The 15,580-nt window shown below is 63.5% G+C and carries 14 protein-coding genes; 6 read left to right on the top strand and 8 right to left on the bottom strand.

Annotated elements, in window-relative coordinates:
* Nucleotides 1–16: 16 nt before the first annotated feature.
* Entirely contained in the window at nt 17–958 is a 942-nt protein-coding gene (locus IEX64_RS09860; RefSeq protein WP_188819501.1) for a ribokinase, read from the bottom strand.
* Between the two features lie 169 nt (nt 959–1,127).
* Between IEX64_RS09860 and IEX64_RS09855 the strand changes: the two genes are divergently transcribed.
* A complete protein-coding gene (locus tag IEX64_RS09855; RefSeq protein ID WP_188819500.1) occupies nt 1,128–1,958 on the top strand; it encodes an oxidoreductase in 831 nt (276 codons plus the stop codon).
* Nucleotides 1,958–2,617 carry a cysteine hydrolase family protein gene (locus IEX64_RS09850; RefSeq protein ID WP_188819499.1) on the top strand — a complete coding sequence of 220 codons (660 nt, stop codon included), beginning with the start codon at nt 1,958–1,960 and terminating at the stop codon, nt 2,615–2,617. Before IEX64_RS09855 ends, IEX64_RS09850 begins: the two co-directional genes overlap by 1 nt.
* Before the next feature lie 21 nt (nt 2,618–2,638).
* On the opposite strand, the gene IEX64_RS09845 is transcribed toward IEX64_RS09850, so the two are convergent.
* The 5 genes from IEX64_RS09845 to IEX64_RS09825 all read right to left on the bottom strand — a co-directional run bounded on the left by IEX64_RS09845 (nt 2,639) and on the right by IEX64_RS09825 (nt 8,459).
* Nucleotides 2,639–3,733 (bottom strand): TauD/TfdA family dioxygenase, encoded by a 1,095-nt coding sequence (locus IEX64_RS09845; protein WP_188819498.1) that lies wholly within the window; start codon nt 3,731–3,733, stop codon nt 2,639–2,641.
* Nucleotides 3,734–3,874: 141 nt separating this feature from the next.
* Complete coding sequence (locus tag IEX64_RS09840) at nt 3,875–5,050, bottom strand: sulfotransferase family protein (protein WP_188819497.1); 1,176 nt, start codon at nt 5,048–5,050, stop codon at nt 3,875–3,877.
* Between the two features lie 117 nt (nt 5,051–5,167).
* Nucleotides 5,168–5,875 (bottom strand): TadE/TadG family type IV pilus assembly protein, encoded by a 708-nt coding sequence (locus IEX64_RS09835; protein ID WP_229710176.1) that lies wholly within the window; start codon nt 5,873–5,875, stop codon nt 5,168–5,170.
* A complete protein-coding gene (locus IEX64_RS09830; protein ID WP_188819496.1) occupies nt 5,866–6,489 on the bottom strand; it encodes a TadE/TadG family type IV pilus assembly protein in 624 nt (207 codons plus the stop codon). The genes IEX64_RS09835 and IEX64_RS09830 overlap by 10 nt, the downstream gene beginning before the upstream one ends.
* Entirely contained in the window at nt 6,486–8,459 is a 1,974-nt protein-coding gene (locus IEX64_RS09825; RefSeq protein ID WP_229710175.1) for a Tad domain-containing protein, read from the bottom strand. Before IEX64_RS09825 ends, IEX64_RS09830 begins: the two co-directional genes overlap by 4 nt.
* A 284-nt stretch (nt 8,460–8,743) precedes the next feature.
* Here IEX64_RS09825 and IEX64_RS09820 point away from each other — a divergent pair, with 284 nt between their 5' ends.
* Nucleotides 8,744–9,229: a low molecular weight protein-tyrosine-phosphatase gene (locus IEX64_RS09820; protein ID WP_188819494.1), complete on the top strand. Its 486-nt coding sequence runs from the start codon at nt 8,744–8,746 to the stop codon at nt 9,227–9,229.
* Here the strand turns inward: IEX64_RS09820 and IEX64_RS09815 are convergent.
* Together IEX64_RS09815 and IEX64_RS09810 are read right to left on the bottom strand one after the other, a co-directional pair.
* Entirely contained in the window at nt 9,226–9,813 is a 588-nt protein-coding gene (locus IEX64_RS09815; RefSeq protein ID WP_188819493.1) for a GNAT family N-acetyltransferase, read from the bottom strand. The two genes, IEX64_RS09820 and IEX64_RS09815, sit on opposite strands and share 4 nt — an antisense overlap.
* A 15-nt stretch (nt 9,814–9,828) precedes the next feature.
* A complete protein-coding gene (locus IEX64_RS09810) occupies nt 9,829–10,296 on the bottom strand; it encodes a MaoC family dehydratase (protein WP_229710174.1) in 468 nt (155 codons plus the stop codon).
* A gap of 184 nt (nt 10,297–10,480) precedes the next feature.
* Here IEX64_RS09810 and purC point away from each other — a divergent pair, with 184 nt between their 5' ends.
* From purC to IEX64_RS09795, 3 genes are all read left to right on the top strand, one after another.
* Nucleotides 10,481–11,263: a phosphoribosylaminoimidazolesuccinocarboxamide synthase gene (purC, locus tag IEX64_RS09805; protein WP_188819491.1), complete on the top strand. Its 783-nt coding sequence runs from the start codon at nt 10,481–10,483 to the stop codon at nt 11,261–11,263.
* An 88-nt stretch (nt 11,264–11,351) separates the two neighbouring features.
* Nucleotides 11,352–14,186 carry a M16 family metallopeptidase gene (locus IEX64_RS09800; RefSeq protein ID WP_188819490.1) on the top strand — a complete coding sequence of 945 codons (2,835 nt, stop codon included), beginning with the start codon at nt 11,352–11,354 and terminating at the stop codon, nt 14,184–14,186.
* Nucleotides 14,187–14,328: 142 nt separating this feature from the next.
* On the top strand, nt 14,329–15,576 hold the full coding sequence (locus IEX64_RS09795) for an MFS transporter (protein ID WP_188819489.1): 1,248 nt from the start codon (nt 14,329–14,331) through the stop codon (nt 15,574–15,576).
* The last annotated feature ends 4 nt before the right edge of the window (nt 15,577–15,580 follow it).

The following is a 15,580-nucleotide window of genomic DNA, read 5'->3' as shown; positions in this document are numbered from 1 at the left end:
AACGCGGCGTGTGATTTCAGCTTAGGGAAGCGCTCTCCCGGTTCTTGATTTGCGGCGCATGTTCTGTTGCCGGTCCCGAAAGCAGGTCCAGCACCGCCGCCCGCGTCGGCATCGAAGGCGCCGCCCCCTGCCCCAGAGTGCACAGCGCAGCAGCGGCACTGGCGCAGGACAGGGCATCCTCGAGGCAGCGCCCCTCATCCAGCAGCGCGGCCAGCGCGCCGCAGAAGCAGTCGCCCGCGCCGATCGTGTCCACGGGGATGACCGGTACAGCCGCTACGTGGCGATGCCGGTCCTTGCGCACGGCAATAGCGCCATTCGCGCCCAGCGTCACGACCACGGCCTGATCCTCGCGGGCCAGCAGACGGCGTGCGCGGACAATGTAGTCTTCGCAATCCACTGTTCCGCTGTCGGAAGGCACATAGACGCCCAGCTCATGCTCGTTGAGCACGAGAATATCGACGTGCTCGAACAGCGCCTTCGCCTCGGACAGCGCCGGCGCCGTGTTGAGAATGCGCACCGCCTTAGACTGCGCGAAGACCGGGAGCAGCGCCGCGACGGGCACTTCCAGTTGCGAAAGCAACACGCCCTCATTCACCGGGGCCGGCGCTTTCAGCCTCGCGTTGGCGCCGGAAACCACGATGATCTGATTTTCGCCCTCGGCATCGACGGCGATATAGGCAGTGCCGGTTTCCTCGCCCGCCAGCGTTTCCACACCCGATACGTCGATGTCGTCGGCCGCGAGTCGCTGCACCATCCAGCGCCCGGCATCGCCGTCACCGACCGCGCCGATCATGCGCGTCTGCGCGCCCATGCGTGCTGCCGCCACGGCCTGATTGGCACCCTTGCCGCCCGGCAGCCGTGCCGTGGCATCCGCCAGCACAGTTTCGCCCGGCAAAGGCAGCCGGTCGAGCGAGGTAATGATGTCGATATTAATGGACCCGACGATGTGAACAGCCAAGTGCGCGCCCCGTCTTTATACAGTTGAAACAACGGTGCAGCATGGGCGCCGTCCTCCGGTCAAGCGCGAGACGCCCCCGTGCGCCCTGACACAAGATTTGCGGTCGTCAGTGCCAAGAGAGCGAACCGGCCCAGGCCCTAGGCTCCGTGCAACAACGGAGGGTACGATAATGAAAAGCTGGCTCATCACGGGAATCGGTGCAGGTCTGGGCCGGGCCCTCGCCAAGGCAGCGCTCGCACGCGGCGACACGGTCGTCGGCACCTCACGACAGGCCGAGGATGCCGGGTTCACGGGCATGGCGCCAGGCCGTGCCCACCTGATCCAGGTCGACCTGCGCGACGAGGGTTCTGTTCACGACGCCGTCACCCGCGCAGAAGAGCTTACCGGCAGTATCGACTACCTCGTCAACAATGCCGGCTACGGTCTGATCGGGGCGATCGAGGAAGTCTCCATCGAGGACGCAAAGGCGCTGTTCGACATCAACGTCTTCGGCGCGATGCGCATGATGCAGGCCATCCTGCCGGTCATGCGCGCACGACGGGCCGGGCACATCGTCAACGTGACCTCGGTCAGCGGCCACGCTCCCTGGGCCGGCACTGCAACCTACGGCGCCAGCAAGTATGCGCTGGAATGCCTTGGCCAGACGCTCGCGCAGGAAGTGGCGCCGATGAACATCCGCGTCACCAATGTCGCCCCCGGCGGCATGCGGACCGAGTTTGCGGCTGCCGGCCTGCGCCTCGCCGAGAAGGACATCGCCGACTACGACAGCGTTGCCCATTTCGCGCGCCGCAGCCTCACCGAGAACGCCGGCAAGGAAAAGGGCGATCCCGACCGGGCCGCGATGGCGATCCTGACGGCGCTCGATGCGCCCGAACCGCCGCTTAATCTCTTCCTCGGCGAGGATGCCCTGCACTACGCCACGGACCAGCACGCCTTCGTCTCGGCGCAGATCGAGCAATGGCGCGATCTCTCGCTGTCCATTGCCTTCGAGGACGCCTGATGCATCGCATCGACCTGCCCGACTGGGCAGTGGAACGCGGCAAAGGCTACAACACCTTCGACCGCATCGATCCGGCACGTACGGCCTTCGTCGTGGTGGACATGCAGTCGGTGTTCGTTGCCGAGGACGAGGTCTTCGGCAACGAACATGCCCGTGACGTCATGGCGCCGATCAACCTTCTGGCCAAGGCCATGCGCGATGCTGGCGCGCGGGTGATCTGGACACGCCAGACCGTGGGCGATGCACCGCATGTGGCGATGCCGGAATGGCAATACGACATGTCCGATCCCTTCGTCCTGCGCGCGGTGGAAGCCCTCCAGGCGGGCGCGGATTCGCAGGGTATTCACCCGGTCATGGCCAAGGGGCATGACGATCTGGTGCTGGACAAGTTCCGCTACGGCGCCTTTTCCTGCCCCGCCGGAGCCCTGGCCAAAGTGCTCGAACTGCACGGCATCGAGATGCTTGTGCTCGTCGGCACCCTCACCAATGTCTGCGTGGAATCGACGGCCCGCGAAGGAAACATGCGCGGCTACAAGGTGATCGTCGTAGCCGATGCCTGCGCGGCCGTGACAGACGCCGAACACAACGCCGCGCTGCTCAACCTGCGGCTCAATTTCGCGGATGTGAAAACGACCGACGAGGTACTGGCGCTGCTCTGAGCGAGCAGCGCCAACGCGGCCTCAAGAAAGCAGGCGCGGCACCGAGACCGAGTAGATATCGAAGTGGCCTTCGGGATGCTCCTCGGCCCCGCCGCGCGGCGCGGAGCGATGCTGCACCACGCCGTTCTTGCCAAAGCCGGGCGCAACCGGCCGGTCGGTTTCGCGGCTCAGCCACAGGCGCAGCAAGTGGCGGCGCCGCTGCGGTTCCGGCCAGTCCCAGAAGGTCGTGCGGGCATGGAGCGCGGCGTAGTTCGAAAGCCACTGGATGTCACCGGGACGGAAGTCCATCGCGATGGCCATACCCTCTTCATATGTGATCGTGTCGAAGAGCTCGAGAACCTCGATCTGTTCGGGCGTCAGTTTGGGCACGCCCTCGTATTCCTGCGCGGTGAGGATGTAGAGCGAGCCCGCGTACATCGAGAACACCCCGTCGACGAGGCTGACGATGGGCGAAGTATAGGTATCGGCCGGTGCGTTGTGATCCTGCCGGCGCCAGTCCCAGTGGAACGGTTCGAGCAGCAGCGGCGCGAGATCGGGCCGGCGCTCGAGAATCTCGTTGTAGATCTGCGCGCCGGACACGAGGCAGGACAGGCCGCCTTCTTTCGCCGGACGCAGGCACATCAGCGCCACGACGTCAGAGCTATCGGAGTGATAGACCAGCTTGTCGCGCACCTTGGCGGACAGCGCGGTAGGATCGTCCATGGTCTTGTCCGACGTCGCGTAGACGTGGTCGATCAGGTCGCCCATCTCGTTCTGCCGGATGGGATCGCCCATGTGCAGGCCGAGAATGTAGTAGATCGCCGAGGACAGCGCGTCCGAGTAGAGATGCGTGCGCAGCCCGCGAACAAGCACGAAACCCCGCCCGAAGTCGACATCGCTGCCCCATTCCTTGACCGCATCGGCGCAGGCGACAAGCGGATAGTCCTCGGCCTGCACCGTGCGCAGATCCGGGTTTTCGGCCAGGAACCGCTCGCCCAGCGCCTCGAGTTCGGCCACCTGGTCGTCGGAAAGGAGGTAGATCCACTCGCCCGTCTTTTCGAGCTCGTCCCCCCGCCACGCCGCGGCGGTCTTTACGGGCGGAGCTGCCTCCAGCGACGAGGACGGGATGCTGGCCATTCGCGGATCCTTAGCTTGAAAAGAGTGCGGACTGTTACGCTCATGGTACGGCCACAGCCGCGCCGCGACTTGTCAGCGCATGTCTTAAAGGTTTTCCGCTGGCGTACATCGACGCCGGTCAAACACCCCGCCCGGGGCGGGTCATGCAGCCCCCAGCCGCGCCAGTCCGTCAGCCTCACGCGGGATCGCAAACCGCTCCATGTAGGGCGCGAACCGGGCGAGCGCTGCGTCTTCATCGATACCGTATTCGGCCAGCGTGTACTCGTTGCGGCCGCGGGCATTCTTGGGATTGGCGGCATGCCAATCCGCAACCGCGCCAGCCACCGCATCGGGTGTGTCGATGCCGATCCCGCGGTGGATCGCACGCATCTCGCCCACCGGATCAGCCACCAGCGCATAGTAGTCGACATGCACGACTTTTCCGCCATCGGGGCCAGCATCGAAGGCCATGATCCGGTCGATATGGCGCCCGACGAAGTGCAGCATGTCCCGCCCGACCTCGTGTTTGTCGAGCGGACCGGCGGCCCGCATCGAGCGCAGATTGAACGTCATCTTGGCGATCGAGGCCAGCGTTTGCACCGGATCGCGGTGAGTCATAACCATGCGCGCATCGGGATAGACCTGCAGGATCGCATCGAGCCCGGCGACGTGGTTGGGGTACTTGAGAGCCCACGGTTTGGGCTGTGATCGCCACTGGAGCAACTGCAACTGGCGTTTGTGGATGCGGTAGGCCTCGACCAGATCGGCCTCATCCAGCAGGTAGTCGAAATAGCCGGGAACGCGGTAGAGGTTGTGCAGGCCGGCCGCGCCGAAGCTCTGCTCCATGAAGGCGTGACATTCGTCCGACCCGTCCTCGTCATAGAGATGGAGGGCCTCGAAGCCCTCGAAGTGGGGGCGCTGCTTCTGCATCTTCGAGAACAGGGCCCGGCGTTTCTCCACCGATTTCGCATCATAACCCGGAGGCGGTGACGGCATGACCGATTCCCATGTCCGGATCAGCCGGAATCGCGGGTCGCGGTCGAAAAGGTACTGGAAATAGGTCGTGCCCGACCGCGGCAGCCCCATCAGGAATACCGGCTCAGCAATCGGCTCCTCGGCGATCTCGGGATAGTCGCGGAGCCACTTCAGGGCTTCCAGCCGATTGAGCGTGTCGCGCAGCAGGGCATCGCGGACCGAGGCCTCGCCCTGCTCGGACATCGGAAAATCCCGATTGAGCGCAAAGACCAGCCTTTGCAGGTTGCCGCCTATCCCGGCGTCGCTGTCCGCCATGCCGACGCGCGCCTCGGCATCGGCAATGATCGTATCCGCTTCGAGCATGGCTGCCTCCTCTCCCGTTTATCGTATTGAGAGGCAGGATGAAGGCAGCGACAGCGGTAGCAAAGACCCCGAACCGCAAAGAGGCGGATTGATCGCCCTAGCGCACCGCCTCTGCGATCAGCTGCAGGAGGAATTGCCGCCCGATCCGGTAACGCCGGATGTCAGGTTGCGATCGTCTCTGATGATGAAGGCGGCTTCGCGGTGAAACACGGTGTCGCCTGCGAACATCGTACCGAACAGCGGCTGATAATCGTAGAACACCTCCACGAACATCACCGCCGAACTGCTGTTGGCCGTTATCTTGTTGCTGGCCGGCCCCATGCCCGGCAGCGTGAGTACCGAGAGACCGGTACCTGCCGGGCCGTAGGTGGAATCGCGATCGAGATCGCCGGTGCAACGCTGCCAGTGGATGTACTGCTTGCCGGTGATAGAATCCTTTTCCAGGCTCGAAAGAATGATGCGTCCATTCTTCTTGAAGTCGAAGGCATCGCCTTCGAAGAGCGCGCCGATCATCACGGAATCGATCTGCGCTTCGGTGACTGTCGGCGTCACCGAGCTGTTGTCGGTCTGGCCAAGACGCGAGGCATTGTCGGCCACAGAGATCGCGATCTCGCCGACCTGCATGTTCACGGTGGCCATATAGGCCATTTCGGTGCCGTAGAGGCCAAGGGTCAGCAGGAAGGGCAGCGACAGAGCCAGTTCCAGCAGCGATACACCGCTGTTGTCGTGGCGCAGCCTGCGGGCGAACCTGCCGGTGCAGATCGCCCGGCGGCACAATACCTGCCGGATACGGCTAGGTGTCAGTCCGCCCGCGCTCAACTGCATGTTCCCGCTGCAGAACCCTTGCTGCCCTGAAGCGCAAACGGCTGGTTCTTTCGAACGGCGCTGGCACTGAGCGTACGGTTATTTCCACTGCCATCCACCCAGGGGATCGGAAAAAGCGGCTTGTACGTGACATCAACCGTGTAAACGACGACGTCGTTCGCACCGCCGTTGCCGCTCTTGCCGACGTCCGCATCCCAGTGACCGTTCTTGTTCTCGTCGGTGTAGCTCTCGGAATTGTCGCAGACACCGTTGTTGTTGGCGTCGTTCCAGGCTTCCGGCTGCTCGATATTGGCAAAGTCGTAGTAGCTCTTGCGCTTGGTCGTTACCGTGGCGGCCGGAGCGGCGCGTCGAACGAGAGTCTCGATGAACTTGTCCTGCGTCGCGGTATCCGCCGATTCAATGGCACTGTCACGCGCCGCGCGCTGAACCGCGCCGTGCAGCGCGGCACTGACGTAGGCCATCTGCGCAAGGTCGAAGATACCGAGCAGAAGGATGATCAGCACCGGGGCCGCCATAGCGAACTCGACGATGGTCACGCCCCGCCGATCGTCGCGGCACTGCCGCAGCACCGCCCGCGCGCGCTGCCACCCGACCCGGAGCGATTCCGCGATCATTGCGTAATTCTCAGCTCGCCGACCTGCTTGGCGATCTCCTGGAACGCCGCATTGAGCTGGCTCGAGTCGGCTGCGGTAAAGGAGCTATTGTCGGATGCGCAAGCCTTGAGGTCGTCAGAGAGGCCGGACGTAAAGGCAATCACCCAGATCCGGATGCCCTTGTCCTTGATCGCTTCGCACGAGGCGAGGAAGCGCGACGTGTGGCGCGCGGTATCGCCGCTGCTGCCGTCGGAGGTGACCTTTCGATCCCACCATTCCAGACCCCACGCCTGGTTCACCGACTTGTTCGGCTCCATCACGCCGTCGGTCATGAACACGATGTGGCGGGACACTTCGCCACCATTCGCCGGCGGCGAATTGACGGTGCTGGAGAAGATGCCGTCGGGCGAAAGCAGGCGCCCGCCCCAGATCATGCCGATGTCGAGATAGGTGTTGCCCGTAGCCGACAGCGAATTGGCATAAGTGTTGAACTGGCTCTGGGTCATTTCCTTCAGACCCTGCGCAGCCGCCGGACAGGGCGAGGATGGACGGGTTCCGTAGTCACCGGTGCCGTAAGTATCCTTAGCGATAACCCGGCCCCACTTATCTGTTTTAGGCTGCCCCCAACTATCTCGTTCGATCACCTCGCGTGTATAGACAACCTCCGGCCACATCGGCGCCCACTTCGTGTCCTCGTCGTAGACATCGGGAGCGGAGTCGATGTCGAGGTCGCGCGCACCCGTCGGCGATATCCCGTAGACCGATGAATAGCTGAAGCTGGACTGCGCCACCGTCTTGCGCTCATGTATGCAACCATTCCAGGTCGAATACACCGGCGTCACCGTCGCAGCCCCTTTTGGGGTATCGCCCGTCGGAGCCGAGACGGAGGTGAAGGTCTTGTAGGTGCTGGTATCGTACTCGACCGCCGGTTTGTAGTCGAAGTGATCGAACTTCTTGGTCTCGGTCGTGGTGATATTGAACAGGTCGTTCTTGTAGGTCACCTTGTCACGCGACTTGTACGTCACCTGCATCTTGTAGGCCGTGTAGGGCCAGCCGTAATAGTACGCTGTGTACCCCGTACACCGTACGCCGGTGATCTGGACCTGTCGCTGGGTTGTGGTTGTCGTGTTGACTTTCTGACCCGATCCGTTCGTCGATGTCGATGTGGACGTCGAAGATGAACCATAGTCCGCATAGGTGCTGGTCACCGGGATCTTGTTGTTTTCGCAACTGGACTGCGGGTAGTAGCCCGACTGGTAATCCTGCCACGAGCCGACGGTCTGGTAGTTGATATAATCGGGACCGCCATACGTGGTTCCGGCCGCCGTTTCGGTGGTATTGGTCTCGGTCGTGTAGACCGCTTTACGCGACGAATAATAGAACTTGTCCGCGATGTAGTCTGGATTGAGATCATACAGCATGCGGCCTACATTGACCGACGTGCTGTAGGGCACGAAGCCATACCGGATGCGCGCGCTGGTGCCGTTCGTCGCATTCGAGAGCGTCGTGTAGAAATTCTTCATCGCGCCCTGCAGGGCTTCGAGGCGCGTCTCGCTGTAGCTCAGGTTGCTGCCCATCGACCCGGTGTTGTCGAGCACCATGACGACGTCGGAATTGCCCACCCCCATAGACGAGGTGCAGGTGGCCTCCAGCGCGAAGTTGTTGAACCCGAACAGGCGCATGATAGCCGTGTCGAGCACCGTCTTGGCGACGCCCTTGACGGTATTCCCGTTATCGTCGGAACTCGCCACGAACGTCGCCGTCGAGCGGGTTTCGTTGTTGCTGCTTGCGAAGTTGGTTTCGAAGTAGTCTTCGGCCGCGTCCTTGGCTGGCTTATCGAACCCATTGGTCAAGACCGTCCGGCGACCGGCAAGGACGCCCGCGTCGCAGGCCGCCTGAAGCTGGTTCTTCACGCGATAGGCGCGGCTGAGGTCGACCGCAGAGCCGACGATAATCGACGCGACGACGGCGCCGACCGCGGCGATCGGCAAGATATTACCCGCCGTGTCACGACGAATACCACTTAGGATTCTCATGATCTTGCGCATCGGTTAACCAGCCCCACCCGCCCGGATGGAGGGTGTTCAACACCTGAACTACCCTCCAATCCTTAAGGAAACCCTGCGTGATATTGGTCTGGCGAACGTCTCCGCTCTCTTATCAAACTGGGATAACGTAAAATTTACCGTGATTTGCAGGGCGGCTTTTACGCTACAAGCGCACTCGCCCCTTCGGGCAGGTGACGCAGGGATCACCGGCGTCTAGATGTGCTGGCATGCCCGATCAGATCCCCTCTCCTTCCGTCCTGTTCGTATGCCTCGGCAACATCTGTCGCTCGCCGCTCGCCGAAGCCGCCTTGCGGCATCATGCACAAGAAGCGGACCTCGATGTCATTGTCGATTCCGCCGGAACCGGCTCATGGCACATCGGCAAGTGCCCGGATCCGCGCTCGCGCGCCGAGGCGCTGCGCCATGGCATCGATATCGGCGCCTATCGCGCCCGGCAGGTCGGCCCGAAGGACTTTACGCGCTTCGACAGGATCATTGCGCTCGACCAGTCGAACCTTGCAGATCTGCGCAGGATCGAACCGGCGCAATCCCGCGCGCGGCTATCGCTGCTGCTCGACCACATTCCCGGAATGGCGGGGCAGGACGTGGAGGATCCCTACTTCGGCGGACCGGAAGGCTTCGAAGTGACGTGGCACCAGGTCAGCGAAGCCGCGCAAAACCTTGTCGAGGCGCTGTTGCAGGAACGCAATTAGAAACGCCGCATCCAGTACTGCATGGGTTTGGAGGTTTCCTCCGCGTCGCGGTGATCCTTCCACTCGAACGTGGTCACAAACCCTTCCGCCGGCGCGTAACCGCGCTTTCGCCAGAAGGCGTCGAGCGGAACATAATCCGCCGGGCGGTAGGGATGATCCTCGGGACGAATGACCGCTGCAAACGTCGCCGCTTCCGCCCCGCACTTGCGTGCCTGCGCCTCGCGATGGTCGAAGAAGGCATGGCCGACCCCCTGCCCGCGATACTCCGGAAGGAGCACGGATTCGCCGAAATAGAAGAGCCGCGCGATATCGATGCCCCGCGCTTCGAAGGGCTGGCGGAACTCGGCTTTCTGCGCGTGCATGGGTGAGGCCGTTGCTGCACCGACGATCCGGTCCCCATCGCAGGCCGCAACCAGAATGCCATCGGGCGCCTCAAGAAACTCGCGCAGGTATTCCACCTCATAGGCAGCATCGCCATCGTAGAGATAGGGCCACTCGGCGAAGACCGTCATGCGCAGCGCCGCGAGATCGTCCATCGCGGCCTTTATCTGCTTTCCGGTCAGGGCGCGGACGGTAACGGTCATGCGAACTGCGGCTCCTCAGGTCACGTACAGCGCCAGCCAGGTCGCAACGAGCGCAGGCTTTTCCTGCCCCTCGATCTCCAAGCTGGCCTTGAGCCGCTCGCGATACCGGCCGGGCTGCGCCTCGACAATCTCCTCGGTGGTGAAATGCCCCCGGATACGATCGCCCGCATAGACCGGCGCCAGAAAGCGCACGGCATCCAGACCGTAGTTCATCGCCATCTTGAGGCCGGGGCACGGCAGGAGCCCGGCATTCATCCGCATCGGCGACATCAGCGAGAGCGTCAGGAAGCCATGCGCGATGGTCCGGTCCATGCCGGCGGCGCTGGCTGCTTCTTCATCGACATGCAGGAAATTCCAGTCGCGCGTCACGTCGGCGAAGCCGGTGATCATCTCCTGACCGACGGTCACCCAGTCCGAGACGGCCGGGTGCCCCACGACCCGCGCAATCCAGTCCTCGACGGTATCCGGCGCATTCTCTCCCACACTCTGTCTCCTTTTGTCCGGGGGCACCTTGCACAATCGGCTGGTGTCCACCAAGAGCAGTGCGCGCAGTTTGCTTTTGACCCGGCTTGCACTATATGCCCGCCCAATTGCCCCGGCCCGTGCAGTCGCCCGCGACTCGACTGGGCCGGGGTTTGCTCTTTTTGACGTTTGAAGGACGAAACCCATGTCCCGTCGCCGCCAGATCTACGAAGGCAAGGCCAAGATCCTCTACGAGGGTCCGGAACCCGGTACGCTGATCCAGTACTTCAAGGACGATGCCACTGCGTTCAACGCGCAGAAAAAGGGCACGATCCAGGGCAAGGGCGTGATCAACAACCGCATCAGCGAGTACGTCTTCACGCGCCTTAACCACATCGGCGTGCCCAACCACTTCATCCGCCGCCTGAACATGCGCGAGCAGCTCGTGCGGCAGGTCGAGATCATCCCGATCGAGGTGGTGGTGCGCAACGTCGCCGCCGGTTCGATTTCCAAGCGGCTCGGCATTCCCGAAGGCGACATGCTGCCGCACACGCTGATCGAATACTGCTACAAGGACGATGCGCTGGGCGATCCGCTGGTTGCCGAAGAGCACATCCGCTGCTTCGGCTGGGCCGGGCACGACGAGATGCAGGACATCGCCGACATGGCGATCCGCGTGAACGACTTCCTGTGCGGCATGTTCGCGGCGATCAACATTCGCCTGATCGACTTCAAGCTCGAATTCGGCCGCATCTGGGACGGCGATTTCAGCCGCGTGATCCTCGCCGACGAAATCAGCCCCGACGGCTGCCGCCTGTGGGACATGGTCACTGGCGAAAAGCTCGACAAGGACCGTTTCCGCCGCGATCTGGGCGGCGAGGAAGAAGCCTATCAGGAAGTCGCGCGCCGTCTCGGCCTGCTGCAGGACGATAACGGGCCGAGCGAGGTCTTCGACTTGTCCAAGCACCGCAAGCTGCGCGGCAAATAAGCACTGCATAATCCTCCCTGTCGCGAAGCGATGGGGAGGTGGCATTACACGGTTGTTATCCTGATCCCTCTCGGGCAGGTGTTCGGCAATGAGAGGTTTTCTGATTGCCGTCCTCGTGGCGCTGGCCCCCACGCCGCTGGCCGCGAAGCAAGTTCCCCAAGACAGTTCCTGGGCTTTCGAGAACAGCGACATTCCCGTCGATCCGGACTTCCGCTTCGGAAGGCTGGACAATGGCATGCGCTACATCGTGCGCCACAACGCGACGCCTGCCGGCACCGCCGTGGTGCGCATGGTCGTGAACGCGGGATCGCTCGACGAGACCGACAGTGAACTGGGATATGCCCATTTCGTCGAGCACATGGCCTTCAACGGCTCCAAGCGTGTGCCCGAAGGCGAAATGGTCAAGCTGCTGGAGCGCGACGGGCTCGCCTTCGGCGCCGATACCAACGCCTCGACCAGCTTCGAGCGGACCGTCTACAAGCTGGACCTGCCGCGCTCCGATCACATCCTGCTGGACACCGCACTGATGCTGATGCGCGAAACCGCGAGCAACCTCACGATTACCCAGGGCGCCGTCGACCGCGAGCGCGGCGTGATCCTCTCGGAAATGCGCGACCGCAACACATGGGACTATCGCAACAGCCTCGATTCGACGCAGTTCTTCTACCCCCAGGCCCGCTATGCCCGGCGCTTTCCCATCGGCACGACCGAAACGCTCAACGCAGCCACCAGCGCGTCGCTGCGCGCCTTCTACACCCGCGAATACGTGCCGGGGAACGTCACGCTCATCGTCATCGGCGACTTCGACGTCGGCGCGGTCGAAGCAGGCATCATCCGCCATTTCAACGACTGGTCCGGCCCTGACGCCGAAGCGCAACCCGGTGCCGGTCCCGTCGCCAGCGACGACAGTGGACGGACCGAAGTCTACATCGACCCCGCCCTTTCCGAACGCGTGACCGTCCTGCGCAACGGCCCCTATCTCGATCAGCCCGATTCCGTGGTCGAGCGCCAGCAGAACCTCCTGCGCAACATCGGCTATGCCATCATCAACCGCCGGCTGCGGCGCCTTGCCCGCACCGCCGAGCCCCCCTTTCGGGGCGCAGGGTTCGGCACCGGCAACATCTTCGAAGCGGGGCGTTCCTCGCGGCTGATCATCGATGCTGTGGATGGCCACTGGCAGCGCGGGCTTCAGGCAGCGGTGCGCGAATACCGGCGCGCGCTTGCCTACGGCTTCACCAAGGGCGAAGTCACTGAACAGCTCGCGGAAATCCGCACGTCGATCGCCGATGCCGCGGCCTCCGCCGACACCCGCAGCAATCGTGCCCTCGCCGGCGCTGCCATGGCGCTGGTGGCGGACGAGACCATTCCCTCCACGCCCGCCTCGGTGCAGCAGCGCTTCGAGAACTTCGCGCCGCAGATTACCCCCGATGCCGTTCTGGAGGCCATGAAGCACGAGGCCGTGCCACTGGATCAACCGCTCATCCGTTTCGAGGGACGCAAGGCGCCGGAAGGGGGCAGCGAGGCTCTGCGCAAGGCCTGGCAGGACCTGATGCAGGAGCCCGTTGCCAAGGCCGCCGACGAGGGCTCCATGACTTTCGGCTACACCGACTTCGGCCAGCCCGGTAAGGTCGTGAGCGACACGCGAGATCCACACCTCGGCATCCGCGAAGTGCGTTTCGCCAATGGAGTGATGCTGAACCTGAAGCACACCGACATTGCCAAGGACAAGGTGCTGGTCAGCCTCGCCATCGACGGCGGGGACATGCTCGACACCAGGGCCAATCCCCTCGCGAGCGAGATGGCGCCCTATCTCGATGAAGGCGGTCTCGGCAAACACAGCCGCGATGCGCTCGACACCATTCTCGCGGGGCGCACGCTCAGCTTCGGTCTTTCGCGCGGGGCAGCCACGTTCACCCAACGGGCCCGGACCACGCCGCGAGACCTGCCGCTGCAGCTCGATCTGCTGACGGCGCTGATCACCGACCCCGGATATCGCCGCGAAGGCGAAGTGCAGTACCGCCAGTCGGTGACGAACTACTTCGCCCGCCTGCGCGCCACGCCGCAATCGGCCCTGCAGGCGGATCTTGGCGCCATCATCTCGGACGACGATGCGCGTTTCAGCCTGCAGTCGCTCCAGGACTATCGCCAGCTCGGCTACGACAAGCTGCGCGACGACATCGGCGACCGGCTTGCCCACGGCGCCATCGAAGTGGGCATCGTCGGCGATATCGACGAAGATCGGGCCATTGCGCTTGTCGCGAAGACGCTGGGCGCCCTGCCCCCTCGCGAGCCGACCTTCCGCAGCTACGACGACCAGCCGCAGCGCACTTTCACGGCCGACCGCTCACCGCGCGTGATCCACCATACCGGCCCCGCCGACCAGGCCTTGCTGCGAATCACCTGGCCCACGCGCGATGACAGCGATCCGGTTGCGGCGCTGACGCTGGAAATGCTCGAACGCGTGATGCGCGTGCAGCTGACCGACCGCCTGCGCGAAGCTCTGGGCAAGGCCTATTCCCCCTCCGCCAACAGCTGGCTGTCGCGCCACTGGAAGGGATACGGCACGTTCTCGGTCAACGCCTCGGTCGACGTCCGCGATGTTCCCGCAACGCGCGAGGCGATCCACACGGTAGTGCAGGATCTCAACACCGCCCCGGTCAGTGCCGACGTGTTCCAGCGCGCCCGGCAGCCTTTGCTGGAATCGCTGCACAACGCACTCAAGAGCAACTCCGGCTGGCTTTCGCTGGTCGACCGCGCCCAGTCCGAAGCAGAGCGGATCGACCGCTACGAACAGGCGGAGCAGCGCATTCTGGCACTGACCCCGGCGGATCTGGAAGTCATGGCGCGGCGCTACCTGACACCGAACAGCGGGTTGGAAGTGCTGGTCCTGCCGGAGGGTGTATCCACACCGGCGCAGAAGTAGGCACAAACCGCCGAATACAATGGTTTCGGCGGATCCACTCAGCGGCCTGCAGAACAATTGTATACATAGAAGATGTTGGCACCTAGGGTCTCGCGATTGATCCTGAAGCCCCCGATACAAGCCCCCCGGAACCCACGAGAACATGAAGACGAAGACAGGCGAGAGCAAACAGCTGATAGCATGGCAGGAATGGCGGCAGTTCGGTGGTATCATGCCCGCGTGCCTGTTCGGCATGGTGCTGGTGGCAATCCATTCCTATGCTCTGGGTGTCATGATCGAACCGCTCGAGCGGGAATTCGGCTGGTCGCGCTCGCAGATTTCGGCAGGTCCGCTGGTCACCTCGATCGTGACACTGCTCATGGCACCAGTAGCCGGGCGGGCCCTCGACCGGTATGGCCCCCGGCGGATTGCACTGATCGGCATTCCGGTCTTTTCCGTAGCGCTCGGCCTGCTCTCCACGGCAGGGCCCAGCCTGATCTCGTGGCTGGCGCTCTACGTGGTGCTGGCCCTGGCCCTGTTGCTCATCTTCCCGACGGTCTGGACAGCCGCCATCGCCACGCGCTTCGACAAGAACCGTGGCCTTGCCATGTCCATCGCACTTTCGGGAACCGGCATCACTTCGGCAATCGTCCCGGTCCTGACGGCAAAGCTGGTCGAGGAGTTCGGCTGGCGCGGCGGCTATGTCGGCCTTGCCGCGCTGAGCTTCGTCATCGCCTATCCGCTGATCTATTTCCTGTTCGACCGGGATGGCGAAAAATCCCGGCAGGAACAGCCCTCTCCCCATGCCTCCGCCGCTGCGCCGCGGGCCACGAACGAGTTCCGCTCGCCCCGCTTCATCCGTCTGGCCTTGTCCGCGCTGATCTATTCGGTCGGGGCGACCGGCCTCGGTATCAACGCCGTGCCCATTCTCATGCAGGAAGGCTTCGCGCTGGTCCGCGCCGCCGAAATCGCCGGCCTGCTGGGTATCGGGACCATCACCGGGCGCGTGCTGGGCGGCTTCCTGCTCGACCTTGTCGACGGCCGGCTCGTTGCGACCGGATGCGGCATGGCGGCCATGCTGTCGGCGGGTGTCCTGCTGGCGACCGATCAGTCACCCGGCGCGGCCATGGCGGCGTGTTTCCTGCTGGGGCTCGCCAGCGGCGCCGAATACGATGCCTGCGCCTATCTGACGACGCGCTATTTCTCGCACCGAGTGTTCGGTTCGCTGTTCGGCGTGATCGGCGCGCTCTCGGCTGTCGGCTCCGGCTTCTCGCCGCTGATCGCGAACGCCATCTACGATGTGACCGGAACCTACGAAGCGGTGCTGTGGGGCATCTTCCCGCTGTTCACCATCGCGAGCGTACTGTTTCTGTCGCTGGGCAAGTATCCGGACAAGGCCGACCTGGCCTGATCGC

It is taken from the genome of Novosphingobium indicum (assembly GCF_014645195.1).
In the GTDB taxonomy this organism is placed as follows: domain Bacteria; phylum Pseudomonadota; class Alphaproteobacteria; order Sphingomonadales; family Sphingomonadaceae; genus Novosphingobium; species Novosphingobium indicum.
Note: the sequence above shows the minus strand (reverse complement) of the source record. Positions and strands in the feature narration are given on the sequence as shown.